This window comes from Clostridium sp. AF28-12 (genome assembly GCF_003435225.1).
Classification (GTDB): Bacteria; Bacillota; Clostridia; order Lachnospirales; family Lachnospiraceae; genus Pilosibacter; species Pilosibacter fragilis.
Genome location: NZ_QWGJ01000002.1, coordinates 267,439 through 293,749, shown reverse-complemented (window position 1 = coordinate 293,749; position 26,311 = coordinate 267,439). Strand labels below are relative to the sequence as shown.

Genomic DNA, 26,311 nt, shown 5'->3' with positions numbered 1-26,311 from the left:
AACCCCTCTTCCCTGTTTTCGTTTTAGTTTTTCTTTCTCAGAATTACGTAATCATTGTTCTTCAGCGCACATGCATTCGCTTCATCGATATCCACATGCATTTCCAGTGAAAACTTATCGGAAACTCGTACCAGGACATCTCCGAATACGCCGCTGCGCTCACCAAACGTCTCTACCTCTACCACATCTTTATCCTTCACTCCCATGGCCATAGCCTGTTCCGGAGTCATATGGATATGACGCAGGGCGACAATTGCACCTTCCGGCAGAGCGACCGTTCCCTTAGGTCCTACCAGTTCAACTCCCGGAGTTCCTGCCAGATCACCCGACTCCCGGACCGGCGGTTTGATCCCCAGACGGAAACTGTCTGTTTTAGAAATTTCCACCTGGCTTTTACTTCTTACAGGTCCCAGGATCCGGACATTCTTAAACTCTCCCTTCGGTCCTCTGACTGTAACAGTCTCATTGGAAGCGAACTGACCGGGCTGTTTTAAATCGCCTTTTTTCGTCAGTTCATATCCAGGACCGTAAAGGATCTCTAAATCTTCCTTCGTAACATGGACGTGGCGGTTAGAAACTCCAATGGGAATTTTATATGTCTGATATTCTCTGATTTTTTCGATCACTCGTTCTGTAATCAGCTTTACAAGTTTTTCATCAACCATGGATTTCACCTTTTCCCTGTTCTGGTGGAGTGCAGCTCCCTAAAGGAACTGCACCTCACCCCTTTACATATATGAATGAATTATAAAGACTTTGGAAGGATCTTCTCTACATCAGTATGAGGTCTCGGGATTACATGCTGGGATACAACCTGTCCCACGTTGGCTGCTGCCGCTGCACCTGCATCTACAGAAGCTTTCACTGCACCTACATCGCCGCGTACCATAACGGTAACAAGTCCGGAACCGATCTTCTCATATCCGATCAATGCAACGTTTGCTGCCTTTGTCATAGCATCTGCCGCCTCAATTGCTCCTACTAATCCTTTTGTCTCAACCATTCCTAATGCTTCGTTCGACATAGTATTGTCCTCCTGTTATTCTATTCTTTTCCTGATCCCTGACGAAATGGGTCTGTCAGCTTATGCTGATCAGAAGCCTGTGTCAGATTTCACATATCTTCGACTTATCTGTTTATTGTGCTGACAGCTGTTTTAAAATCCAGGCCTTATCGGTATCCTCCCATTTAAAGCCCTGATTCTCCCGGCCAAAATGACCGTAAGCTGCTGTCCTTTGAAACTGCGGTTTTCTCAGCTCCAGCTGAGAGATGATGTCCGCCACCTGGAACGAAAATACATTTTCTACTAAATCGGAAAGTGCTGCGTCGGAAAGTGTTCCGGTTCCGAATGTATTGATTGTCACCGCTTCCGGTTCAATGCCTCCGATCACAAAGGCAAGAGCCACTTCACACCGCTTTGCAAGACCTGCGGCGACGATATTCTTCGCCACATATCTGGCCATATAAGCTGCGGAACGGTCTACTTTCGTAGGATCCTTTCCCGAAAATGCTCCGCCTCCATGCTTTCCGATGGTTCCGTAGGTATCTACCATGATCTTCCTTCCGGTCAATCCGGTGTCTCCGGCAGGACCGCCGATGACAAATCTTCCGGTCGGATTGATGTGGATCCTCGTCTCTTCTGTCAGCCACCTTTTGTCAATCACCGGTTCTATGACAAGACAGCGGATGACTGCTTCCAGAACACTCTTTGGCACGATTTCATGGTGCTGGGCAGAAATCACAATGCTTTCAATGGAGACCGGTGTTCCATCTGCCCGGTACCGCATCGTCACCTGACTTTTGCCGTCCGGATAGAGGAAATCTGCTTTTCCCTGCTTTCGGATGGCCGCCAGCTGCATTGTGAGCCGGTTTGCCAGGCTGCAGGGAAGCGGCATCAGCGATTCTGTCTCATCTGAGGCATATCCATACATAATGCCCTGGTCGCCGCCGCCCAGTACCTCCTTTTCACCTTCCGTTCCCTTTCCTACTCCCATGGAAATATCCGGAGACTGATTGTGAAGATTGGTAAAGATCATGCAGGTGTCAGCGTCAAAGCCTTTTCCCTTTTCTGTGTATCCGATGTCGCGGATCACCTCTCTGGCTGTCTTCACCACATCTACAGTTCCCCTGGATGTAACTTCGCCTGCCAGAACTACCATATCGGTTGACACCATGGTTTCCACTGCCACCCTTGACTTCGGGTCCTGTGCGAGATATGCATCCAGAATTGCATCCGAAATCTGATCGCACACTTTATCAGGATGTCCTTCTGTCACGGATTCGGATGTAACCAGGTAATCGTCCTCCCGTTTGAGTATCATGTTTTCACCTGCCTTTAGCGAATGGAAAATCCGCTGGTCAGCGTACAACGTCTTCTTCTGGCAAAATGTCTCGCTGACGTAGTTCCCTCTCCTGTAACGGTTCCGATCGTAAAGCTTGTATGACCTTCCTTGTCAAAACCGATTCCCAGAAGAGATGGACCGTTTTTCACGAATACTGCTGTCTGAAGCTTCTTTGCCGCCCGGTTCATGTGCTCGATGGATTCTGAATGGATCGTCGCCGTGTGACGATACCCCTGTTCAATATCAAGAGCCGTCTCCAAAGCCTCATCAAAATCCTTTACACGGATGATCGGTACTAACGGCATTAAAAGCTCAAGCGTAGCAAAGGGATGCATACGGTCTGTCTCTGCCACGACCAGCTTGATTCCTTTTCTGTGAGGAATTTCCGCTGTATCCAGGATTGTTTCTGCACTTTGTCCTTCCATTTTTTTATTGATGACAAAGTCTTCGGTTACTGCTGTATTGTAGAGACGGTCGATCTGCTCGGCACTTCTTGTATAGTAAGCACCGTTTCTCTCCAGCTGGGCGATCAGCCCGTCTGCTGCTGATTCCACGACCACGATTGCTTTTTCCGAAGTACACATCAGGTTGTTGTCAAAGGATGCACCCTGCACGATGTCTCTGGCAGCCTTTTCAATATCGGCTGTCTCATCTACGATCGCTACAGGATTTGCAGGTCCTGCCCCAATAACCTTTTTCCCGGAGCACATTGCCTGACGAAGAGATCCCGCGCCTCCGGTACAAACGATCAGATCAATATCCGGATGACTCATGATCTCCTTGGTCGATCCCATCAGGCTTTCGCTGACTGTCACAACCAGATTGTCGATCCCGCAAATATTTCTTACTGCATCGCTGATGATTCCTGTCAAATACTGGGAGACTCTCACCGCTCTCGGATGAGGACAATGCACTACAGAGTTTCCTGCCGCCAGCATTCCGATCGTATTGCTGATCAAGGTTGCGCAAGGATTGGTACATGGATGAACGGCACAGATCACTCCGAATGCAGATAGCTCATAGAGTGTCATTCCATGATCTCCGGTGTTCACCTCTGTGATCAGATCCTCGATCCCCGGTGTTTTTTCAACCGCCAGTTTCAGCTTTTCGATCTTATCAGCTACATTTCCCATTCCCGTTTCAGCTACGGTCATTTCTGCCAGTTCCGCAATCTTGGGTCTGACCGCTGTTCTGACTGCTTCTAATATTTCATTTCGCTCATTCAGAGTCAGTTCGCTGTATCGTCCGAAGGCTCCTCTGGCCGCCATCACCGCTTCACTTACACTAGAATAGACACTGCTTTTCATTCTGATCTCCCTCCTTTCTTTCAGCGTTTTTAATTAAATATCAATATTATCTACAATTCCGATAATTGCCATATCAATTACGGCCTGCCGCTTCTTCTCATCCACGCGGACAGAAGAACCCTGGCCAATGAGAACTGTCTCACCGATACCGGCGCCCACATAGTCAACTGCCACTTCTTCTTCGCCGATAAATTCACCATGGCCATTGATTTTGCGGATGATCATAAGCTTGTAGCCTACCAGTGATTCATCCTTTCGTGTTGCTACTACCGTTCCTGTAATCTTTGCCAGTTTCATTCTGTTCACGTTCCTTTCAGCGGCTTTTTGCCGTCATCTTTTATTTTTTTCTGGATGTTCTCCTGGAAGGCCGTTTCGGTGTTACAGTTGTCTGTGGATTCTCCGATTCGTTCGGAGTTTCCGACACCTCCTTTTTCTCCTGTGCAGGCTCATCTTCTGCACACTTGTCCTCTGCGACCTTATCTTCTGTGGAATCCTTGTCCTCCGGCTGAGGTGTTTCCTCCGGTGTCTCCATCAAAGTTTCCTCCGGCTTTTCTTCCGGTGCTGCCTTAGGTTCCTCCTCCGGAGTCACTTCCGGAGCTTCTTCCGGGGTTTTTACCGGTGGTTCCGGAGTCGGATCTGGATCCGGCTCTTTCGGCTCCTCTGCCTTATGAATCACAAACGTATCTTCCACAAAATCGGATGGACGGGGAATTACCTTCCAGGCTACCAGCTTCTGGTGTTCTTTACCGATCTGGCATCCTGCCATCACAGCTGCATTGACTGCACCAACATTGCCGACGACCTTGATTGTCATATATCCGCCGCCCTTAGCCGGTTCCAGCTCCACCAGTTCTACGTTTGCTGCCTTCACCATGGCATCTGCTGCTGCGACAGCGATGCACAGTCCGGCAATCTCAACTAATCCCAGTGCCTGTTTCATATCTTCACCTCAATGTTCGTTACTGTTCACACATGTGTCCAGAAACGGGATTTCAGTTATCAATGTTCAACTGCTCTCTTTTAACTTTTATTTAAAATGTTTAAAAGCGCTGCTGCCCATCTTCTGTCATAAATTTCACTTGTAAGAATCTGGCCCTGTCTTTTGCCAGATCTGTAATAATATCATCCTCTGTCACCAGAAGAACACCGCCTTTTTGATACTGTTCTACATCTCTGGAAGAAATAACACGTTTTTTCGTGCTTTTTCTAACCATTCCTGTCTGAGCGGATATCCCGCCTGTTACAGGAAGAACAGCCGGGCGGTAAACCTGCTGCGGTTCTTCATGAGCCGGCTTCTTATCCGGCTTCGGTTCGTACTCACCAGTAAGCTCTATGCCGTATTCCAACACGGTTCGATAGTACGACAAAATCCTGTTTACATATGCCTTTGGCTCTCGTCCGCTAAAGGGAGAAAGACCGGAGATCAGAAAAACGATCCTGCTTCCGGCTTCCATACAGGAAGTGATCCATTGTGTCTGCGGTGTATCGCTTATGCAAAGAGCTGTCTTGGAAACCAGGTCTCTCGGAACCACCGGAAATACGGTAACGGAATTCTCCAGATCTGCCGGAACCTCTCCGCTCAGATATTGAATGCTTTCACATCCGTATCCTGTGAACTTGACTTCCTGACCTCTAAGCTCCTCTGTCAGCACCGGTATTACTGTTTCCCGGTCCGTCTGAACCGTTCTCAGAAATTTCAGATACCGCTCATCCCAGCCGCCGGTGCAGACCATATAGATCTTCTTTTTCTTCGTCACCGGGAAAAGACCTTCCTCTGCCTCTATCCTGGCAAGGACCCGGATAATGGTTTCACGCAGCTGTTTTTCGCTGATATTCACATTTCCACCTCATTTCAGAAGGTGCTGCAAAACCTGCTCTGGCTTCTACCCGGATCTGGTTCTGCAGCACCTCCCTACTGACGATTAATCCATATGCGGAAGAATCTTCTCGACATCTGTATGTGGTCTCGGAATTACGTGTACAGATACAACTTCGCCAACTGCTCTTGCAGAAGCTGCGCCTGCATCTACAGAAGCTTTCACAGCTCCTACATCGCCGCGTACCATAACGGTAACAAGTCCGGAACCAATTTTTTCATATCCAACCAAGGATACATTCGCTGCTTTAACCATTGCATCAGCTGCCTCAATAGCGCCTACGAGACCTTTTGTCTCAACCATGCCTAATGCATCTGAATTCATATAAGAACCTCCTAAATTTTATTTACTGCCTGAAGTCAAAAAACCTGAAATTCGGCGTAGGTCTGCCTACAAAAGGATTTTTGCCCCAACATCCTGTTTTTAGATGTACGGTGTTGTGGATGACTTCGGCTCATCGCCAAGTGCGCCAAGCATCTTCTTTCCGGCTTCGATCGCTGCTTTTACTGCCTGTCTGACTGCACCGGAATCTCCTGTAAAGGTTAAGATAACCTCGTTTGAATGGCTTCCTGCACCCGGAGAAGTATAACCAACGACTTCAACATTTGCTGCCTTTACTGCAACATCGGCCAGAACAGTTCCGATTGCTGCCGGACCTGCACATGTCATACCAAATGCTCTGCCTACCGGTGCTCCGAGAGCTTTCTCAAGACAGTAGCTTGCTCTTGCGGTATACTGGAACTCCAGATGTCCTGCATCATTTCCGTATACATCGCCGAAATATTTCGGAACTGCCTGAAGTGCGATCTCTACCGCTCTTCTGGCATCGGATACATCCTCTGCACCGATGTAGATTAAGCTTCCATGACCTGCGCCGCCCTTTGTATCTCTCGGAAGCTCTACAGAAATAATCTCTGTATTAGTAGCCTTTACAGCCTCATCAACTGCCCAGATCTGCGGGCCGGCACCGGTTCTTGCACCGATAATTCCGATGGAACGGAATTTGCCTAAATTCATAACATCCTTTAACATCGGATCTACGCTTGCGATCACAAGTCCGATGGTATCGCCCATGGCTGTTCCTACGAACTCAGTCATGCCGATATTCTGAGATGCGCACTCTGCCGGAGCACTCTCAGCTTTACACTCTTCTGTTTTAATTCCAAGCTCATCAGATACCTGTCTCATAACTTTTTCAATTAACTGCTGATCCATTCTGATCCCTCCATTTTAATTCTGTTATTAACCGCCTATGATGCACTGGAAACCTTCCCGTTCCACCATGGTTTTCAGATGCTCCAGTTCCTCAGGTTTCAGAGGTTTAATGTCTGCCAGTGCATAATCACGTCCCAGCAGATCATATTTATTTTCGCCAAAGGTATGATACGGGAGCAGATGAATAGTCCTCATACCCCGCAGCGTTTTTGCAAACTCTGTAATCGCTCTGATTTCTTCTTCCGAGTAGTTGAAGCCCGGAATAACCGGAACACGAACTACTGTACTCGAGATCTGACTGATTCTGGCTGCATTCTTTAAAATCTGTTCATTTCCAATTCCTGTAAACTTTTTGTGCTTCTCTGTATCAAGGTGCTTAATGTCAAGAAGGACTGTATCCACATAAGGAATTACCTTTTCAACTGCTTCCGTGATGCCTGCGCCTGTCGTTTCAATTGCTGTATCCCAACCCTGCGCTTTGCATGCTCTCAGAAGCTCTGCGGCAAATTCATACTGTACGAGAGGCTCTCCTCCTGAAAGAGTGATTCCTCCTCCCGAACGTCTGTAAGTGGTAGCGTCCTTTTTCAGCTCCCTGATCAGCTGCTGAACCGTCATCGTCTTGCCCTTCACAACCAACGCTCCTGCCGGGCAGGCATTGGCACATTCTCCGCAGCCGGTGCAGATACTCCGGTCAATAAAGGTTTTGTTTTCAAAACTGATTGCCTTTCTGCTGCAGGCGTTGATGCAACGCCCGCAGTGAAGACACTCATTTTTCTTATACATGATCACCGGCTTCATGTTCTGTGATTCAGGATTGCTGCACCATTTACAGGAAAGGGGACAGCCTTTCAAAAATACGATCGTCCTGATCCCCGGGCCATCGTGGAGGGAAAATCTCTGTATATCAAAGACTGTTCCTGATGCGTTATAATTGATAGAATCCATGACGGCTCCCCTCTCTCTTAATTTAGAAGGACTGCTCGGTACGGCTGATGATATCGTCCTGAACTTCCTTTGCAAGTACGGTGAACTGTGCACTATAGCCTGCTACACGAACAACCAGATCCTTGTGCTCTTCCGGATGTCTCTGAGCTTCCAGAAGGGTCTCTTTATCGATAACGTTGAACTGTACGTGCATTCCTTTGTGATCAAAGTAGGTACGAACCACCGCTGCGAATCTCTTTAAGCCCTCATCGCCTGCCAGTGCGGACGGAAGGAACTTCTGATTGTAAAGAGTACCGTTGGAGTAGTTCTCATGGTCAAGCTTTGCAACGGACATAGCTGCTGCAGTCGGACCATTTGTATCTTTACCCTGTCTCGGGGAAACGCCGTCTGCTAACGGAGCATGAGCTAAACGTCCATCCGGAAGTGCTAATACATCTTTACCGAATAATACGTTTGCAGATACCGGATAGCATCCTGCCTGGAACTGACCGCCTCTCGGGTTCTTATATTTCTCAACCTCGTAGGAGTAGATCTGACCACATTTTCTAGCCAGCATATCTACTTCGTCATCATCATTACCGAACCACGGAGTGTTCTCCATAATTCTCTTGATCTTAGCGAACTGCTCATTGGACGGCGCCGGATTTCCTGCTGTGTAATTCGGTCTTCCGCTCTCCCATCCGCAGGTGCCTGTGCTTAACTGTGCCTGAAGCTCTGCAATGTTGATAGAACCGTTGTTGCTTAAGATTCTCTTCACTGCTTCGTAGATCTTCGCTTCATCATCAGCCGGAGCTGCTGCCGGAGCGCCTGCTGTGCAGCTGTAACCAAAGTTGTTAGCCAGAGCTTCTTTTAACTGCTCCATGGTAACTTCTTTATTCTCAAATACATGTTTCTTAATTGCGCAGATGGAGTCACCGGAGTCAGCAACACCAAATGCCTGCGGACCTGTGAAGTTATAGATAGCGCCGCCTTCCTGAACACTCTTACCTCTTCCGATACAGTCATCAACCAGAGCGGAAAGGAACGGAAGCGGAGCTCTCTCAGCATGAGCAAAGTCTACACAGTTGTCAGCCTCTGCCAGGTGGTATACGAAGTATTCCATCTGCTTCTTGTAAGCTGCAAAGATATCATCTACGCTGTGGAAGGAAGTCATATCACCGGTCTGCGGTCCTAACTGCTTATCGCCGACTTTACCATTGTTCAGTGTGATCTCAAGAACCTTAGCAATGTTGAAGAATGCTGCGTCATGCCATCCCTCTGTCTTATGCGGGCACTGCGGCTCTACACAACCAATGATACAGTAACTTCTTGCATCTGCCAGGGAAACGCCTCTGTTGCAGAGTGCCGGAATGATAACTTCGTCATTGTACATAGCCGGAACACCAAGTCCTAAACGTGTAACCTCGCAAGCTCTGTATAAGAACTCGTCCGGTGTATTCTGATGAACACGGATGGAGAAGGACGGTGCCGGAAGTTTAACGTGAGCAACTGCCTCCATACACATATAGGAAACTTCGTTGGTAGCGTCAAGTCCGTCTTCGGTTTGACCACCTACGATGAGGTTCTGGAATACTGCGTATCCAGCGAATGCCTGAGCGGAGATTTCATCTCGTGTCTTGTTAACGTCGTTCAATTTAACCCAGATACAATCTACCAGTTCCTGAGCGAACTCTTTGGAAATAGATTTATCCATAGCCAGGTACGGATACATATACTGGTCAAAACGTCCCGGGGAAATGGAGTGGCCGTTTGCCTCAATCTGAAGAAGAATCTGTACGAACCAGAATGCCTGGCAAGCCTCGTAGAAGTTGGTTGCTCCTCTTTCCGGAACACGGTCACAGTTAGCTGCGATCTGAAGCAGCTCTGCTTTTCTTACCGGATCCGGACAGCCGGCTGCCATCTCTCTTGCCTTTGCTGCATAACGATGAGCAAAGTTGATAGCTGCGCTGTAGGTGATCACAATTGCTTCGTAGAAGTTTTTCTTCTTAATATACTCCGGATCCATCAGATCCATCTGATTCATAGCGTCGATAGCCTGTTTGATGATTCCGGTAAAACCGATCTTTAATACTTTGCCGTAATCAACACAAACATGACCAACGCCGCCGTAGAAGTAGTTTCCTACTGTGAATACGCCATTTGCGATACAGTCCTTGGTCTCCTGAGACATATAGGAATCTGCCAGTGCGCTGGTGGTTTTGCCTTCCCAATATTTGAAAGCTTCTCTTAACTCATTGGCGGTATCCTTCGGAATCTGGAACGGGTCAGCCATTCTGGTTCCCATGGTATCGAACTCTTTTTCAACCCAGTCATAGGAAAACTCCGGGCAGATTTCTGTAGAACGAAGGTTCTTGGTGATTGCTCCGACGATCAGCTCGTCCTCGTGGATCGTAATAGGAAGATTGTTAAAGATCTTCTCTGCAGCTTTCGCACGGCGCATGATCGGGGACAGACCTTCGGTCTCTTTGTAAGACTCCGTTACCAGAACTGCTCTCTCGGACTCTACATACGGAATCGCATCCACAATCGCTTTTTTAAGTCTCTTGACTCTGTCGGTCGGCTCTGAAAAACCTCTTGAAATCATAAGTATCCTCCTTAAAATTTATTGTATAGTTTGAGATTTTGTTAAATCTCTGACGCTCATATCCTTATCATACGATAAAACAGATAAAATGCACGAATACATATAAAACCGTTTCTATGTAAAATTCAGACATCCGTGTATTTTTTTATTACTATTTATAACTATTCAGCCATGCCGCAAAGTCACATACCGCTCTCACTTATATCCGTGCAGACAGGCCTTTTTATGGCGAATTAATTTCAACCGGCTGCAGGCATCCTATGAGAAAATCCGTACTCCCAGAAGCACTAAGAAGCTCTTAAGGATCTCCGGATTTCCCGGCCAAGCAGGAGATGTCGTAAGATTTCCATCTGTCACAGCCTCCCACGGCTCTTTCTCCACATAGATTCCTCCGGCCATCTCCACCTCCGGTTTTACTGCCGGATAAGCAGTTAATGTCTTTCCCTTTACCACACCGGCTGCAGTCAATATCTGGACGCCGTGACAGATCGCCGCCACCGGCTTTTGAAGCTCCATAAAATAACGTGTGATATCTAACACGCGGCCATCAAGCCGCAGATATTCCGGTGCTCTGCCGCCTGTCAGAAACAGCCCGTCATACTCTTCCAGACGCAGATACGCAAAGGACGCATTCAGTGTAAACTTATGTCCCGGCTTTTCTGTATAAGTCTGATCTCCTTCAAAATCGTGGATCGCCGTTTTTATGTTATCCCCTTTTTCCTTTTCCGGGCATACAACATCCACAGCAACCCCTGCCATCAAAAGAGCCTGATAGGGGACCATGACCTCATAATCCTCTGTGAAATCCCCAGCAATCATCAGTACCTTTTTCACTGTGTCTCATCTCCTCCTTTCTCCCATGGAAGCACATCCCCATCCTCTCTCAGATAGTCAAGAATATCTCCTACGCCTTCTCCATCAATGGAATTGACATAGAAGATCTTCTTGCACCCTGCAAGTTCCAGCCACATGGTTGCCAAATCAACCCGCGCATCTTCCCGGTCTATCTGAGTGACGATTCCTATCACGTCGCGGGTCGCTAAAGAGACGATATTGGGGCTGTAAAGAGAGTAGTCCTCCACCGCACTCATCAAAAGCCCTACCACATCCGCTTCATAGGAGTAGATCACCAGGGCCCTGGCTAAAGTTTTGTTCTCCGCATACTCCCCCGGTGTGTCAATAATCACATCATAATTGTTGATGTACTGGGTTTTATGATAAGTAATCTTTTTCCCCTTCATCGCCTGGGTAAGCGTCGTCTTTCCGGCTCCGCTTCTCCCTACCAGCATAATTTTTTTCACGTTTCCACCTCCGCAGGCAGGGATATTTCCTGTACACACCTAAGGCGTTTTATGCCTTCGTGATCGGGCAGACTGTAAATCCAAGTTCCCGTTTTGTGTACTCCAAAATTTTTTCAAATGCGATCGCCACATCTGAAATCGTCCCTGTGATGATCAGCGTTCCGCTGAAACGGTCAATAAAACCGATCTCGATCGCTGCAGCCTTAAGGGCCAGATCTGCGGTGATAATGGCTGTCTCGCTGGGTGTCTGGGTCAGAACACCGATCGCTGCCTTTTTGTAATCAATCCTCGGGTCCAGTCCAAGCTTTTTATAGATCACCGGATCCGGACTGGAAATAATATGAGCCATTGTGATCTGCTTGCCGGGAACGGATTCCTGGATGATCCGCATCAGATCATTCTGGCTTCCGTTCCATTCCTTGATCTCCATATAAAGCCTCTCCTCCTCTCCTTATATTCTCTGTTAAGAACATTTTCACTTCGATCCGCGGAATCACTTATCAGGTCCTGCATACGTCCCACGTACGTTCTATATAAGTCCTTCCTGTATACTCTATTTATTCTATCATGGGTCTCTGGCACCTTTTTTACAGGAATCAAACCTGTTTTATGTATTTTTAAGACTTTCCAGCTCACTATTCTGTTTATCCTTATATTTCAATTTTACCTTTTTTTCGTTTTCCCTGTAAATTGCGCAAGGGTCTGCAGCCCCGTATAATAAACTTATATCAGACCGCCCTCCCGTTGTCTTTTATATGGCGGTCAGCAAGGAGGTTTTCCCATGACACTTCTAAAGCAGATTGAAGCTGCCGGAATTGTCGGCTGTGGAGGAGCAGGCTTCCCCACCCACAAAAAGCTGAACTGTAAAGTTGAATACCTGATCGTCAATGCTGCAGAATGTGAGCCTCTGCTGCGCACCGACCGTTGGCTTATGGTAAATAAGGCGGAAGAGATCGTGACCGCTGCAGCCATGACCGGTGCTATGACCGGCGCTGCCCACATCTACATCGCATTAAAGGAGACTTACGATGAAGAAATCAACGCACTTACGGAAGCGATCAAGAAGACTGCTTCCCCGGTTAAGCTCTTCCGGATGAAAAACTTCTACCCGGCAGGTGATGAGCAGATCATGGTATGCGATGTAACAGGAAGAACCGTTCCTCCATCCGGTATTCCTCTGGATGTTGGATGTGTAATTTCCAATACTGCTACCATGTATTCCATCTATCAGGCTTCCCGGGATCAGATCTTTACCCGCAAATACCTGACCATGACAGGCGCCGTGGCAAATCCGGTCATTGTTCATGCTCCGCTCGGCGCATCCTTTGCCGATTGCCTTGCCATGGCAGGCGGTACATCCCTTGAGGATTACCATGTACTGGTCGGCGGTCCTATGATGGGTAAGCTTTATACAAAAGAAGAAGCGAAAAATCTGGTCGTTACAAAAACCACCTCCGGATTTGTGGTGCTTCCGGAGGACACAGAGCTGATTCATAAAAAATCTGTTCCGGTTGCACTCTCATTAAAACTTGCTAAAACCAGCTGTATCCAGTGTTCCTACTGTACCCAGATGTGTCCGCGTTATCTCACCGGACATCCGTTAAAGCCTCACATGATCATGCGGAAACTGGCCTTCTGTGAGGATCCGGAAACACTTCTTTCCGATAAGGATGTGCAGCAGGCTATGATCTGCAGCGAATGTGGTTTATGTGAAAATTATGCCTGTCCGATGGGAATCTATCCGCGCCAGGTCAATCTCTACATGAAAGGGCTTCTCCGCAAACAGGGCTTCCGTTACCAGAAGCCGACCGAACCACTGCAGCAGCTTCCGGAGCGGGAATACCGCCGCGTTTCTTCCCACCGGATCGCTACAAGGCTCGGCGTGGATGCTTACTATGACTATAAGATCACAGAATGCCTCGAGCTTCAGCCTGAGCAGGTATCTATCCCACTGTCACAGCACATCGGAGCGCCATGCGTTCCTGTTGTTGTTGCCGGTCAGACCATATCCGAAGGAGCGCTTGTCGGTCAGATGCCTGAAAACAGCTTAGGCGCACGGATCCATGCAAGCATCGAAGGAATCGTTACAGAAGTAACGGATCGCTTTGTCGTAATTAAAAAAGGAGGCGGACAATGATTACCATAGGTTTTCTTGAATTAAACAGTATCTCGAAAGGAATTCTCGCTGCCGATGAAATGATCAAGGCAGCAGACATTGCTCTGATCGCCGCCCGTCCCAGCTGTCCGGGAAAGTACCAGATCTTAATTACCGGCGAAGTCTCTTCCGTAGAAGCGGCTCTTGACGCAGGTCAGGCTGCTTCGTCCTCAAATGTGATCGACCGCCTTATCCTGCCTAGGATCCATCCGCAGGTCGTTGAAGCCATCAATATGTCTTCTGCCCCGGAGCGGCTTCGTGCATTAGGGGTTATGGAGTTTTTCTCTGTCACAGCTGCCATTCTGGCTGCCGATGCTGCAGCGAAGGCTGCGGATGTGGATCTTCTGGAAATCCGGCTCGGAACCGGTATCGGGGGCAAGTCCTTTGTCACCATGACCGGTGATGTATCCGCTGTCACCGCCTCCGTGGATGCCGGAATAAAATCGGCAGAAGGCACCGGTATGGTCTTAGACAGTGTTGTCATTGCCCATCCGGATCCTGAATTATACAGACATCTGCTGTAATCATAAGTTCTTTCTCTTAGTCGGGGATCGACTCTAACCGTGACAAGTTTGTAACGCAATCGTAAGGTACGAAACCGTTACACACAATCTTTGAAATCGACAGGAGGTGTTTGATTTGAATGATTCTGATAAGCAATGTAGATTTGAAAATAGGATTCCTGGCATATCTGACAGCAACACAGATCTGAAGCTGTTTGCAAAAGCTATACTGAAAGCAGCCGGAAAAGAACGAATGTGCCTGGAGCAGGCGAAGCATCTCATTTTAGCCGGAGAGCAAAAAGCAATCCATATCGGCGTTCCCATGGTACTCGCCGTAGTGGATGAGGGAGGAAATCTGACTGCCCTGCACCGGATGGACGGAGCTCTTCTTGCAAGTCTTTCCATCGCTCAGGCAAAGGCCTTTACCGCTTTGGCTCTCCGGTCTCCTACAGGAGAATCCGCTGCCTCCGTTTTGCCCGGACAACCTCTGTATGGTCTCCAAAATACCCACCCAGGTCAATTTTGTCTCTTTGGCGGCGGCATTCCTTTATTCTCAAGAACGTGCTGCATCGGAGCCATCGGCGTATCCGGCGGCACCGTTGAACAGGATACAGCCGTTGCGGAAGCAATGACTCAGGCATATCAAGATGAACATATGTGAGACCCCATGAATGGTTCTAATCAGTGAAAGCTGACAGAAAATCGAGTAGGACGGGAGTGATTAGCTCCCGTCCTCTTACACCACTTATCCCGGCTTTGTGATTATCAGGAATTCTGGCGGAATACACCGTTTTTCTGTGAAAATATCTCAAAAAAGTCGGGATAATCTTTTACATCAAACCATAAAGCTTCTTAAGTGTTTCTTCATCATCTTTGAATGTGAAGTCGATCTGCGAGATGAGAATAGGGTTGAGGTCTGCGGTTGCCTTTTCGATTGCTTCCTTTTTCATTGAGGTGGGATACTTCCTGCAACGGAGTCAGGTCCTGCCGCTCCCGTTTTCCACAATGGATTCTTCTCTGTTTACCCTTCAAACATCTCCGCAAATTCCTCCGCAAACTCATCTTTCAGCATAAACCGGTCGATCATGCCGTTGTTCAGGTACCATTCGAAATCGGCTCCACCCTGTTCCGCGATCAGGATCAGACGGATCTCCGGATTGATGCGGCGGACCACCTCACACAGTTCGATTCCGTTCATGGTCGGCAGTGTGTACTCCGCGATCAGAAGATCATAGGCTGACGGATCTTTCTGGACCCGGTCAATAAGGGCCGCCGGGTGTGCGTACAGATCTACCGTCTTCTGACTGTGTGATACCGCTGCTTTCCATGTCTTTGCGGACTCTTCGCTGGAGACAATCGCGATCTTTTGGACATGCTTCAACCGTTTCCGGCCATCATCTTCTACCTCTGTGCTGTTCTGCGGGATCTCCAGGATAAATGTGGTTCCCTCTCCCGACTTACTCTCCACACGGATCGTTCCACCCACGGATGTTACCATATTTTGAACCACCGAAAGACCAAGTCCGGTACCCTGTCTCGATCCTTTTGTTGTGTAGAACGGTTCAAAGATCTTCTGCATGGCATCATCTCCGATTCCGCAGCCGGTATCAGATACCAGCAGGCGAATCGCATCATTCCCTTTTGCCGCCAGCCGGATCCACAACTCCTTTCTCTCGGTCTTTTCCATAGCCTGAAACGCGTTTTTGCAGAGATTCATCAAAATGTGCTCCGCCATCCGTCTGCGTCCCAACACATATAGCGGTTCCTCCGTGATCTCTGTTTTCAACGTGATCGCCGCCGGGGCAAGCTGTCGCACGATGGATACCGCATTCCTGACTTCTTCCGTAAAGTTCAGTGGTTCCAGCCGCACACCGGTATCCTGTCTGGAAAAGGCGAGCAGTTCTTTTGACAGATTCGATGCCTGATCCACCGACTTTGTGATCTCATGGATCATCTCCTGATTTTCGGAAGAGATGGATTCATCATTCTCAAGAAGCTCCGCATAGATCAGCACCGGTGTCAGATAATTGTTGAATTCATGCGCAATGTGGCTCGCCATCATTCCCAGCGACTGGATCCGTTGATAATGCCGGATCTCGTTGTTTTTCTGGACCAGCATCTCCATTCCATGATTGATCTCTTTTAGATACGTGATCTCCTTTTGCTGGGATTCCGCCAGAAAACGGTTTCTCAGGAAAAATACCATGATCACCACAAGGATCATCATGTACAGGAGCATCACGCCGATCAGCATGGCCATCATGCTCTCAAGCGGTCCCGAAAGTTCATGGACCGGCAGTGTGGAATTGACAATCCAGCGTTCTCCCTGAATCGAGATCGCCTGAAACGCAACGACGCGGCGGACTCTTTTTAATTCAGGATCATCCCATACATATGTATCGATCACACCGGTTCCGGAGTTCTCATTTTCCTGCCTCATGATCCAGGCATTCAGGCTGCTCATGTCAAGATATGGATACCTCTCAATACGTCCATCCACCGCTTCAAGACCGATCTGGTTCTTTACATGGTGCATGATGATATTCATATTCTGGTCTTTGACGCTGGAATATCCGGCTTCTCCGATCTTTACCGGCGCGACGATCTTCTCATACAGCGCTCCAAGGTCCATGGCAAATGTGAGCACATAGACCTCAGATCCGACAGGGACATTCTTCTCAATATAAAGCTCATACCATCCCGTCTGATCCGATATTTCCTTTCCCGTGATCTCTGCAGGATGATTTCCGTCCTGCGAAGCCACTGCTTTCACTTCTCCGCCCGCAGATTCCCGAAACGTCTTTTTCCCCGGTTCATACCGGAATTTTGTTCCATTCGGTTCCGTTACAGTAATCCAGTTATAGACCCCTGCATTATTCTTTAAAAAGTAAGCTGTCCTCGCATTGATTCCGCCAGACTCCACCCAGACATTTTCCGGCATTCCTTCCCGGGAATAAAACAGGTCAATCTCCTCAAGCTGCTGTTCCATGTAGGAATTGATGTTATTTCCGACGATTCCCGCCATCGTTAAAAGCTGGCTTTCCTCCGTCCGGATCACCTGCTCCCGGTATTGACTGTAAAGCCGGGAACCTGCAAATATCACAACCACTGATAAAATGATCAACAGACTGACCGCCACCAGTCTTGATTTCCTTTTATTTAAAAATTCTTCCATTTTTATCCCTACACATTCAGCATATATCCGATTCCACGTACCGTCTTCAGATACCGGGGCTGCTTTGGGTCATCCTCGATCTTGTTCCGGATCCGTTTCACATAGACGGTGATGGTATTGTCATCCACCACCGCCTCATTCCACACCTGGGTATAAAGCTGTTCCTTCGTAAACACCTGTCCCGGATGCTCCATCAGGAATCGGAACAGGGTCATCTCTCTGGCAGTAAAATTTAACGGCTCACCGTTTTTCAGGCACTCCATCTTTAAGGTATCTACCGTAAACGGACCCTTACGGATCCCGGTGTCTCCGGATGCTCCCTGGCTGTAGATCTGACTTCTGCGGATCAGCGCCTTTGCTGTCTGGATCAGGATCGCAGTATGAAACGGCTTTGTCAGATAACTGTCCGCGCCAAAGCCCAGTCCCAGCACCTGATCCATCTCATCGGATTTTCCCGACAGCATCATGACCGGCGTGTGGTCTCCAGCGGCGCGCATTGCCTGCAGCACATCATAACCACCCACATGTTCCATCATTACGTCCAGGATCACCAGATGGAACTGTTGTTTCTTTAAAAGCTCCAGAGCCTCACTTCCATCGGCTGCCTCCGTCACCTGCATTCCTTCACGGGTCAGGGCGGTCCGCACAGCCAGCCGGATCGCGCGCTCATCGTCCACCAGTAGGATTTTTTCTGTATTCATAAACTTTCTCCTGCATCATTTTTCTTTCATTATAGCAAAAAATCCTGTTCTGCGGTACAAGATCCGTACTGCAGAACAGGATTTTCATTCGTTATGTATCATTTAGATGGCAACAATGCCAAGAATCACACCGAATACCAGCATGATAAGGCTGATAATGTAGTACGGCGGAATGCTGAATTTCATATGATCTTTCAGCTCTGTTCCGGTCAGACCGATCGCAAGGTATGTTGCCGGTACTAACGGGCTTACCATTAACGCAAGGTTCTTACCGATCAGCATGGTCAGGGCAGTATTCAGGGAAGCCACGCCATAGGTTTCGCCTACCTGCATAACTAATGGCATGATGCCATAGAAGTATGCGTCTGTTCCAACACAGAGACCAAGCGGAAGCGCAAGAATACCAAAGATGATGTGAACGTACTTTCCAAGAGCTGCCGGAATGATCGCCATGATCGCATTTGCCATTGCTTCCAGCATACCGGTTCCGTCGAAGACACCTACCATAGCACCTGCGGCAAACAGTGTTGCGGAAATGATCAGGGCTGCCGGAGCGTGCTTCTTGATCAGCTTGTCCTGAGTCTTCTGGTTCGGGTAGTTGACAGCCAGGAGGATGCAAAGACCAAGCATGAAGATTACATAGGATTTACCGATACCTGTGGATAACAGGGCAATCACACCTACTGTAAGTAAGAAGTTGAAGATCAGGTAAGCGTTTGATTTTCTTAAATCAGCTGCCTCTTTCTTCTCTTTCTCATCGGACTCCACCTCTACGCCCTTTCCGGCGCCGGCACCATGCTTGATGGCTAACATGCCGAGGAGTACAGCAAGAATGATGTTCATCATCAGGCCAACAACCTGAAGCGGGATCAGCATGTGCCATAACTCAGTGGCATCCATAGCGAGTACAGTAGCCGCTCTCGCTGTCGGACCGCCCCACGGAAGCAGGTTCATAACGCCCATGCAGGCACCTGTCAGGCAGAGAAGGATACGGGAGTCAATGTTCATCTTCTTATATACCGGGTACATCGCCGGGATCGTAATGAGAACGGTAACAGCCGTAGTACCGTCCAGATGAGCGATCGTTGCGATCAGCGCTGTAACTACAGTGACCGCAATTACATTGTTTCCGGCCTTTTTTACCAGCCAGCCTACGATAACATCAAAGAGTCCGGTGTCTGCCAGAACACCAAAATAAATTACTGAAAAGATAAATAAGATACCATTGCTTGTGGTGGTTTTGATTCCATCCGCAATGAAGTCCATGACCTCCACCGGGGAGAAGCCGAGGATCAAGGCTGCAATGACCGGAATCACCGCAAGTACCACGATCGGAGACATTTTGCCCTTTAAGAGCAGTGCTACGATCGCGATGATCATCAGAAAACCAATAGCTGCTGTCATAATCATCTTCCTTTCTGGATATTTGTTAGATTTCTTACAGTTTCATATTTTACAGACAGCAGTTTAATTGTTCATGACTGGAAAATGACAATTTTGTCATATTTTTGCGGTTTCTTCCTGTTTCCGCTTCCGAAACTCCTCTTTGATCTGTTCCAAAAGCTCTGGTCTTTCAATCATGTCGATGCATGTTCCCGCAAGGATCTCCGAACCGGACCGGATCGCTTCATGAGCCCGCTCCGTCTTTCCCGCATCGAGATATTCCTGCGAATGCGCCGCGGTACCCTCTGGCACAAACGCTGTGCGGATGCAGCATCCGGGCACATCATACATGACATTTCCAAAGTCCGTGGAGCCCGTCTTTTCACGCGGTCCGGCGAGCTGTGGTGCCTCAAATTTTCTGGCGTTTTCCATGATCAGGTCATTCAGGGTCAGGCACGGGATCTTTGCCTGAAACGGGTAGCTTCTTTCTGTCTCACAGGTCGTTCCCGTCATCAGGCACGCACCCTTTATGATGTCCTGAAATCTCGGAACGATGACCTTCTCCAAGTAATCCGTACTATAAGACCGAAGTGTATACTCTGCCTTTGCCGTTCCCGGAATGATGTTCGATGGACCGCCGGCGTCAAGGACCGTGTAATGCATTCTGGAATCCTCAAGAACATGTTCCCTCATAAACTCGATCCCCTGAAAGGAAAGAAGCGCGGCATCAAAGGCGCTCTTCCCTTTGTGCGGGCTCATGGCGGCATGGGCCTCTACCCCATGGAAGGTAACGTAAAAGCACTCAAGGGCCATACAGCGGACATCGACACAGGTATTGGGGGCTGCATGCATCATGAGCGCAAGGTCGATATCCTGAAAGCACCCTTTCTCCTTCATAATGATCTTTCCGCCGACCGTCTCCTCCGCCGGTGTCCCGTAGATCACGATCTTATAGGGCTGATCCTTACAGAGATCCCGGAGTGCCAGAGCAGCTCCGATCACAGACGGTCCCTGCATGTGATGTCCGCAGGCATGACCGATCCCTTTCAGCGCGTCGTACTCTGCCAAGAATCCAAAGGAAGGTCCTCCTTTTCCCTGTTCATAGACGGCACGGAATGCAGTCGGGAGATCTGCGATCCCACGCTCGATCTGAAATCCATTTTTTTCCAGATAATCGGTAAGGATCCCACTGGAGCGGACTTCCTCAAGCCCCGGCTCCGCCAGATCATAGATCTGATCCGCCAGCCCCGCAAGCTCTGCCATGTAAGGCGCAACGGCCTGCTTTATTGTTTCTTTATTCATATCTCTATTCTCCTGTCACAATTTCGTGAAGATCCAAAGCGATCCGATCCATTCCTGAATTCCAGATCGATCTCTTTCAGCAGTTTTCTAAGCTCCGTCACCATCCGGTTTCTCTGTCTCACGAATGTTGTCTGATAGAACAGGCTCCAATCCGCGGGACTGTTTTCAGGGAGTGCCTTCGCGGAAGCTTTAAGAAGCTGCAGCGGACCATATGCAAAAGAAGTATCCTGTTCATACGCGGAGCCTGTGGAGTGCATAAGACGGCTGAGAACTCCTCCGACGAGACAGCAAAGGCGGTTATGTTCTTCGATCTTCTCCGTTCCCCATATATGTTCAAGCGTTTCACAACGATCCAGAACCTCTTTTAGAAGTGTTTCGATCTCATCCGCCGCCTGTTCATGCTCCTCTGAATTTTTTAACGTCTCAAAGTATGGGAGCCAAGTTTTTGCATAGCTGCGATAATCGGCAGGAAGCTTCTCCTTCGAGAGGAGTTCATACAACAGAACGCCCACGACTCTTCCGTCCCGCAAAAGCCCGTCAAGATCGATCTTGTCAAAGGTATCGTCGATCGTATGCCACCAGTACACGCCGGGACCCGGAGCATCCGAGTGTTTTCGTTCTTTTTTCGCCTCATAACGGGGATTGATGTGATATGGGATCTCTGCGCCCCAGAGCGACTGATCCGCTCCCCGCCCGATACGCCCAAACATCATTTCCGCCGCCGGATCTACCTTCCGCACCTGCTCTTTCAGCCATTCCTCGCCCTCAAGCCCTGCTGTCCGGATCGCAAGCGTATGGTCTGCTCCTTTGGATCCCAGAAGATCAAGATTCAGGTGAGCGATGCAGTGCTCCTCAATCTCATCCCAGTGGTAATCACAATACCAGGTGGATCCCATATAGCGCCCATTGGAATGTCCCGGCCACCAGGCGATCCGCAGGGAATAGAACATCTCATCCTGATGTTCTTTCATATAACGCGCAAGCTCCAGAGCCAGCGCATTTGCCGTGCAGTTGTCAAAAGCGCCACGATACCAGGTATCATAGTGACCGGAGACCAAGACAAAATCCACGCTCTTTCCCGGGATCTCGGCGATCGGCAGCGCGACATTTTTTACGCATGTGTCCACCTCGCTGGAAAGCTGCGCAAAAAGCTGTTTTCCTTCTGCCTCATATGTTTTCAGCTTCCGGATCAGTTTCTCCCCACAGGGCTTTGAGACGGCGACCACCGGCATCCGTAACTGGAACAGAGATGAGTCCATATCCGGAGTTCCCCAGACAGGACTTACCGTGTCCTCATGGACCGCGTCCTCGTCGGAGGTCCAGATTTGGATCCACCCGGCCGCACCATGCTGCTCCAGCAATTTTGCGTAACGCTCATCAAAACCGTACCCGAGGACAAGCTTTCCGGCAACTGTTTCCATAAACCGTTTCTGTTCTGAAAGGGAGACTTCTGTTTTTGTTCCGGGATCGTAGATCAGTGGGACCTCGATCATTTCTTTTGTACTCTCCGAGAAAGACCTTGGACGACATGGGAACTCCTCACCATCCGCGATAAGGACACTGCTCACCGGATTGCTCAGATAAGCCGGAAAATCCTCCTCATGGCAGGAGATCCCGGATTTTTCTAATACATCAAGAATATACTCGACCGCGCGATACGCCTCCGGTTCACCGGAGAGCTTATCGAACGAACAAAGGTACTCCAGATGTTCTCTTAAACGCTCCTTCACTTCAAAATCCTGCATCTTCTCTTTTCCTCCGCTTTAATAGCCGATCATGAGTGCCCCCAGCATGAACAGACATCCGAAGAATGTCCAGATCAGGAATAACGGCATCATGAATTTTAACCATTTTACATACGGGATCTTCGAAACGACGAGATAACCCATCAGCGCGGAGGATGTCGGAAGAACAGAGTTTGAAAATCCGTCTCCGAGCTGGAACGCAAGGACGGCTGTCTGTCTCGTAATACCGATCAGATCCGCAACCGGTACCATAAGCGGCATGGTAACCGCAGCCTGTCCAGTACCGGAGGTGATCACACAGTTGACAAGTGACTGTGCAAGGAACATTCCGATGGCTTTTAAGGACTGCGGAAGAATGTTTACAATACTTGCGATCGCATGGACGATGGTATCAAGGATCATTGCGTCAGATAATGCAAGCTCAACACCGCGGGCAATGCCGACGATCAAAGCTCCCACAACGATTCCCTTCGCTCCGTTTCCGAACGTAGCGGCGATCTTGTTTGGGCTATAGCGGTTCACGATACCGCAGAGCACACCCATCGCGATAAAGATCGCAGACATCTCCTCAAAATACCATCCGAGCTTACTGAGTCCATAGATCAGGACCGCAAAGCCGGCTACGATCACTGCCAGAGTCAGACCATGGGTCAGGTTCAGCGCTTCTTCTGTATCATCGAAAGTAAATTCCTGATCCTCAGGCTCTCCGTAAATGATACTCTTTGTCGGGTCCGCTTTCACGCGCTTTGCGTACCAGGTAATGTAGACCGTATTGATCACCAGAAGAACTCCGAGAATAAAAATGCGGTATCCCATACCGGAAAACATCGGGATCTCCGCAATATCCTGAGCAACACCGACATTGAAGGGATTCAGGATTCCGGCTGTAAATCCGGATGCGGCGCCCATAGCGATCATTGCGGTACCTGTCACTTTGTCAAGTCCCAGAGATGCCGCAAGGGCAATTCCGATCGGCACAAAGATCATGACCTCGGCAGACATTCCCATCGTTGTTCCAAAAACAGAAAATAACAGCAGAAATGCAGGGATCACAAAATACTCGCGGCCGCGGAAGGCTTTCGCCATCTTCTTACAGAGAACTGTGAGGATCCCTGTGGATGTGATGATCTCAAAAGAGCCGCCGATAATAAGGATAAACGTAACTGTGCTTGCCGCCTTTACGATCGCCCTGTAGATCAGTGCCGGAACGGTTAAAAAGCTTACCGGATGAGATTCGACATAATGGAAGCTCCCCGCTTCCACGAGGGTTCTGTTTGTCGCCTCATCCGTATACCGGGTATACTCTCCAGCAGGCACAACATAAGTGGCTGCGACTGCCAGAAGGATCAGCGCTACAAGGATCACAAATGTGTGCGGCGCCTGAAAAGGCTTTTTTTCTTTTAATGGTTTCATACTTTCAATCCTTCCTTGATTTGTTTTCTTTCTTAGACTATAATCAAGATATAAAATTAAAGCAAGTTTAATATTTTTATTGTTTTATTTAATATTGTTTATTTTTATACGAAATTGCAAATATTTATTCAGGGAAAGGACCAGCGAAAGGCCATGGATATGCGGGAACAGCTCTATATGCTTGAAATTGAAAAACACAGGGGCATTAAGGATGCGGCGCAAGCCCTGCACATCTCTCCGCCTGCACTCAGCATATTTTTAGGAAATCTTGAAGAACGCACCGGGACAAAATTTTTCGACCGGATCGGGAAACAGTTTGTCCCAACCGAGGCCGGAAAGATCTATTTAGAACATGCAAAAGAAATGATAAAAATAGAAGCCCATTATGAAAATGAGCTTCAAAAATACATGGGTGGCTCTTCGGGAACGATCCGTTTCGGAATCCATCCCAGAAGAACACTTTATCTTCTTGCGAAGGCACTGCCTGTCTTTTCCTCCCGCTACCCGGATGTGAAGCTGGTCCCATATGAAGAATCCACTGAGCAGATGATCCGGCATCTGCTTGCCGGAGAGCTTGATTTTGCCATCGTCAATGAATCCTCCAGCCATCCGTTGCTGGAATACTGTCCTCTCTATGAGGACTATATGGTCGCTGTTGTCTCCGCCGGGCACCCACTGTGCACCGGCGCGGCAAAGAAAAGCCGGAAAGATCCATGTCCGAGGATCGATCTCAAACAATTTAACGGGGAACGTTTTATCCTGCAAAAGCCGGATCAGTCCTCCAGACACTACACAGACCTTGCCATTGCTCATGACCACGCCGAACCGGGACAGGTCTTTCTCCTTGAAAATCTTGAATCTGCCTGTCAGCTCGCCGCGGAGGGCTATGGCATCGCTTTCAACTTCTACCAGTACATGAAAAATTTCCACTATCCAAAGCCTGTCCGCTGCTTCCGGATCGGTAATCCAGATGACACCACCAGCTACTCCATCGTTACGCTGAAAGGAAAACAGACACTTCCGGCAATGAAGGAGCTGATCCGGCTGCTGCGGGAGTTCGCGTGAGAGCTATTGATTGTTCATAAGCATAAAAGAGTGGATAGTGCCCCGTTCTACTACGGCAGGCAAAATGCCCAACACATAGCGGCTGCATCTATCCACTCATATTATAAGTATATGAAAAATAGCGGGGAATTGCAATAGGGTGGATTTTTCTTTTTAGAGTCCATGCTTTAATACGGGATTCCCCCGCTTACGCGGGGAATACAGTACCGAGAGCAGTGAAAGAAATTCTGGATCAGGATCACCCCCCGCTTGCGTGGGGAATACGAACGGGAACGTCTGAATGAATTATTTGACAAGGGATCACCCCCGCTTGCGCGGGGAATACCCGTATAAGCCGGGAGATCCGATCCGCCTCATGGGGATCACCCCCGCTTGCGCGGGGAATACCCGTATAAGCCGGGAGATCCGATCCGCCTCATGGGGATCACCCCCGCTTGCGCGGGGAATACAGGTGGGGAGGAGTACTGAAATGAGAGCGTTAGGGATCACCCCCGCTTGCGCGGGGAATACTGGATGGGTGCATTTATTTAGATGCGGGGAATAGGATCACCCCCGCTTGCGCGGGGAATACCTTGTCACTGCCGCGATTCCTTACGCGGTCGTGGGATCACCCCCGCTTGCGCGGGGAATACGTATTTCGCCACACTCGAAGAGTGCCAGCAATAGGATCACCCCCGCTTGCGCGGGGAATACACCCTTTCGCCGCCGCGCCGGTCTGCTGTGCTGGGATCACCCCCGCTTGCGCGGGGAATACGTTCGTACAAAATACCCCTGATGGCACAACAGAGGATCACCCCCGCTTGCGCGGGGAATACTGCATATTTAACTGGATCGGCAGTACGAGTAGGGGGATCACCCCCGCTTGCGCGGGGAATACCGTTTATATTGGTGAGAGGTTGTGTAATCGTTGGGATCACCCCCGCTTGCGCGGGGAATACTCCGCCAATCGCAGCGCCACTTCGGCGTTTACAGGATCACCCCCGCTTGCGCGGGGAATACTAAATAATACAGTAGATTTTTCCGGGTGTTCTGGGATCACCCCCGCTTGCGCGGGGAATACGCAGAACTTTATCTGAAACAGCCGCAAAAACAGGGATCACCCCCGCTTGCGCGGGGAATACTAACTATGTTAATGATTCAAGATGGAATAGAAGGGATCACCCCCGCTTGCGCGGGGAATACCCACGGCGGCATTTACCACGGATGAGTTGTTTAGGATCACCCCCGCTTGCGCGGGGAATACAGGTATTTGTCTGGATGCTTAACCAGAGACTCGGGATCACCCCCGCTTGCGCGGG

The 26,311-nt window shown here is 49.0% G+C and carries 24 protein-coding genes and 1 CRISPR repeat array (1 of these 25 cut by a window edge); of the genes, 4 read left to right on the top strand and 20 right to left on the bottom strand.

Annotation, left to right across the window (positions count from 1 at the left end):
* Nucleotides 1-23: 23 nt before the first annotated feature.
* From DWY93_RS03550 to DWY93_RS03485, 14 genes are all read right to left on the bottom strand, one after another.
* The gene (locus DWY93_RS03550; protein ID WP_117469589.1) at nucleotides 24-665 is read right to left on the bottom strand and encodes a phosphate propanoyltransferase; all 642 of its coding nucleotides are present in this window, start codon (nucleotides 663-665) and stop codon (nucleotides 24-26) included.
* Nucleotides 666-745: 80 nt separating this feature from the next.
* Nucleotides 746-1,024: a propanediol utilization microcompartment protein PduA gene (gene pduA, locus DWY93_RS03545; protein WP_002568818.1), complete on the bottom strand. Its 279-nt coding sequence runs from the start codon at nucleotides 1,022-1,024 to the stop codon at nucleotides 746-748.
* A gap of 112 nt (nucleotides 1,025-1,136) precedes the next feature.
* Nucleotides 1,137-2,321, bottom strand: a complete 1,185-nt coding sequence (metK, locus tag DWY93_RS03540) for a methionine adenosyltransferase (RefSeq protein ID WP_117471804.1) — start codon at nucleotides 2,319-2,321, stop codon at nucleotides 1,137-1,139.
* Nucleotides 2,322-2,335: 14 nt separating this feature from the next.
* Nucleotides 2,336-3,649 carry an aldehyde dehydrogenase family protein gene (locus DWY93_RS03535; RefSeq protein WP_117469588.1) on the bottom strand — a complete coding sequence of 438 codons (1,314 nt, stop codon included), beginning with the start codon at nucleotides 3,647-3,649 and terminating at the stop codon, nucleotides 2,336-2,338.
* A 33-nt stretch (nucleotides 3,650-3,682) separates the two neighbouring features.
* On the bottom strand, nucleotides 3,683-3,946 hold the full coding sequence (locus tag DWY93_RS03530) for a EutN/CcmL family microcompartment protein (RefSeq protein WP_117469587.1): 264 nt from the start codon (nucleotides 3,944-3,946) through the stop codon (nucleotides 3,683-3,685).
* A 40-nt stretch (nucleotides 3,947-3,986) separates the two neighbouring features.
* On the bottom strand, nucleotides 3,987-4,589 hold the full coding sequence (locus DWY93_RS17775; RefSeq protein ID WP_117471803.1) for a BMC domain-containing protein: 603 nt from the start codon (nucleotides 4,587-4,589) through the stop codon (nucleotides 3,987-3,989).
* 100 nt (nucleotides 4,590-4,689) lie between these two features.
* Complete coding sequence (locus tag DWY93_RS03520; protein WP_117471802.1) at nucleotides 4,690-5,487, bottom strand: hypothetical protein; 798 nt, start codon at nucleotides 5,485-5,487, stop codon at nucleotides 4,690-4,692.
* An 84-nt stretch (nucleotides 5,488-5,571) separates the two neighbouring features.
* Nucleotides 5,572-5,850 (bottom strand): propanediol utilization microcompartment protein PduA, encoded by a 279-nt coding sequence (gene pduA / locus DWY93_RS03515; RefSeq protein ID WP_117469584.1) that lies wholly within the window; start codon nucleotides 5,848-5,850, stop codon nucleotides 5,572-5,574.
* Nucleotides 5,851-5,949: 99 nt separating this feature from the next.
* The gene (gene pduB, locus DWY93_RS03510) at nucleotides 5,950-6,741 is read right to left on the bottom strand and encodes a propanediol utilization microcompartment protein PduB (RefSeq protein ID WP_117471801.1); all 792 of its coding nucleotides are present in this window, start codon (nucleotides 6,739-6,741) and stop codon (nucleotides 5,950-5,952) included.
* A gap of 27 nt (nucleotides 6,742-6,768) precedes the next feature.
* On the bottom strand, nucleotides 6,769-7,686 hold the full coding sequence (locus DWY93_RS03505) for a glycyl-radical enzyme activating protein (protein WP_117471800.1): 918 nt from the start codon (nucleotides 7,684-7,686) through the stop codon (nucleotides 6,769-6,771).
* Nucleotides 7,687-7,708: 22 nt separating this feature from the next.
* Nucleotides 7,709-10,270 carry a glycyl radical protein gene (locus DWY93_RS03500; protein ID WP_117469581.1) on the bottom strand — a complete coding sequence of 854 codons (2,562 nt, stop codon included), beginning with the start codon at nucleotides 10,268-10,270 and terminating at the stop codon, nucleotides 7,709-7,711.
* A gap of 258 nt (nucleotides 10,271-10,528) precedes the next feature.
* Entirely contained in the window at nucleotides 10,529-11,104 is a 576-nt protein-coding gene (locus tag DWY93_RS03495) for a DJ-1/PfpI family protein (protein ID WP_117469580.1), read from the bottom strand.
* On the bottom strand, nucleotides 11,101-11,571 hold the full coding sequence (eutP, locus tag DWY93_RS03490; protein ID WP_117469579.1) for a EutP/PduV family microcompartment system protein: 471 nt from the start codon (nucleotides 11,569-11,571) through the stop codon (nucleotides 11,101-11,103). The genes DWY93_RS03495 and eutP overlap by 4 nt, the downstream gene beginning before the upstream one ends.
* Nucleotides 11,572-11,620: 49 nt before the next feature.
* Nucleotides 11,621-12,001, bottom strand: coding sequence for a BMC domain-containing protein (locus DWY93_RS03485; RefSeq protein ID WP_117469578.1), 381 nt, complete (start codon nucleotides 11,999-12,001; stop codon nucleotides 11,621-11,623).
* A 351-nt stretch (nucleotides 12,002-12,352) separates the two neighbouring features.
* Here DWY93_RS03485 and DWY93_RS03480 point away from each other — a divergent pair, with 351 nt between their 5' ends.
* From DWY93_RS03480 to DWY93_RS03470, 3 genes are all read left to right on the top strand, one after another.
* A complete protein-coding gene (locus DWY93_RS03480) occupies nucleotides 12,353-13,708 on the top strand; it encodes a 4Fe-4S dicluster domain-containing protein (RefSeq protein WP_117469577.1) in 1,356 nt (451 codons plus the stop codon).
* The gene (locus DWY93_RS03475; RefSeq protein WP_117469576.1) at nucleotides 13,705-14,250 is read left to right on the top strand and encodes a BMC domain-containing protein; all 546 of its coding nucleotides are present in this window, start codon (nucleotides 13,705-13,707) and stop codon (nucleotides 14,248-14,250) included. The genes DWY93_RS03480 and DWY93_RS03475 overlap by 4 nt, the downstream gene beginning before the upstream one ends.
* A gap of 115 nt (nucleotides 14,251-14,365) precedes the next feature.
* A complete protein-coding gene (locus DWY93_RS03470; RefSeq protein ID WP_242990511.1) occupies nucleotides 14,366-14,890 on the top strand; it encodes a heme-binding protein in 525 nt (174 codons plus the stop codon).
* Nucleotides 14,891-15,250: 360 nt separating this feature from the next.
* Here DWY93_RS03470 and DWY93_RS03465 read toward each other — a convergent pair whose 3' ends face one another.
* The 6 genes from DWY93_RS03465 to DWY93_RS03440 all read right to left on the bottom strand — a co-directional run bounded on the left by DWY93_RS03465 (nucleotide 15,251) and on the right by DWY93_RS03440 (nucleotide 23,948).
* Nucleotides 15,251-17,353, bottom strand: coding sequence for an ATP-binding protein (locus DWY93_RS03465; protein WP_181968483.1), 2,103 nt, complete (start codon nucleotides 17,351-17,353; stop codon nucleotides 15,251-15,253).
* A gap of 59 nt (nucleotides 17,354-17,412) precedes the next feature.
* On the bottom strand, nucleotides 17,413-18,105 hold the full coding sequence (locus DWY93_RS03460; RefSeq protein WP_117469574.1) for a response regulator transcription factor: 693 nt from the start codon (nucleotides 18,103-18,105) through the stop codon (nucleotides 17,413-17,415).
* 102 nt (nucleotides 18,106-18,207) lie between these two features.
* Nucleotides 18,208-19,509 carry a citrate:proton symporter gene (locus tag DWY93_RS03455; protein ID WP_117471798.1) on the bottom strand — a complete coding sequence of 434 codons (1,302 nt, stop codon included), beginning with the start codon at nucleotides 19,507-19,509 and terminating at the stop codon, nucleotides 18,208-18,210.
* Between the two features lie 96 nt (nucleotides 19,510-19,605).
* Nucleotides 19,606-20,790, bottom strand: a complete 1,185-nt coding sequence (locus DWY93_RS03450) for a M20 family metallopeptidase (protein ID WP_117471797.1) — start codon at nucleotides 20,788-20,790, stop codon at nucleotides 19,606-19,608.
* A complete protein-coding gene (locus DWY93_RS03445) occupies nucleotides 20,787-22,535 on the bottom strand; it encodes a M28 family peptidase (RefSeq protein ID WP_117471796.1) in 1,749 nt (582 codons plus the stop codon). Before DWY93_RS03445 ends, DWY93_RS03450 begins: the two co-directional genes overlap by 4 nt.
* Before the next feature lie 18 nt (nucleotides 22,536-22,553).
* Nucleotides 22,554-23,948: a TIGR00366 family protein gene (locus tag DWY93_RS03440; protein WP_117471795.1), complete on the bottom strand. Its 1,395-nt coding sequence runs from the start codon at nucleotides 23,946-23,948 to the stop codon at nucleotides 22,554-22,556.
* A 177-nt stretch (nucleotides 23,949-24,125) separates the two neighbouring features.
* Here DWY93_RS03440 and DWY93_RS03435 point away from each other — a divergent pair, with 177 nt between their 5' ends.
* Nucleotides 24,126-25,013, top strand: coding sequence for a LysR family transcriptional regulator (locus tag DWY93_RS03435; protein ID WP_181968482.1), 888 nt, complete (start codon nucleotides 24,126-24,128; stop codon nucleotides 25,011-25,013).
* 174 nt (nucleotides 25,014-25,187) lie between these two features.
* A CRISPR array of direct repeats spans nucleotides 25,188-26,311; the repeat unit is 28 nt; unit sequence GGATCACCCCCGCTTGCGCGGGGAATAC (it continues 67 nt past the right edge of the window).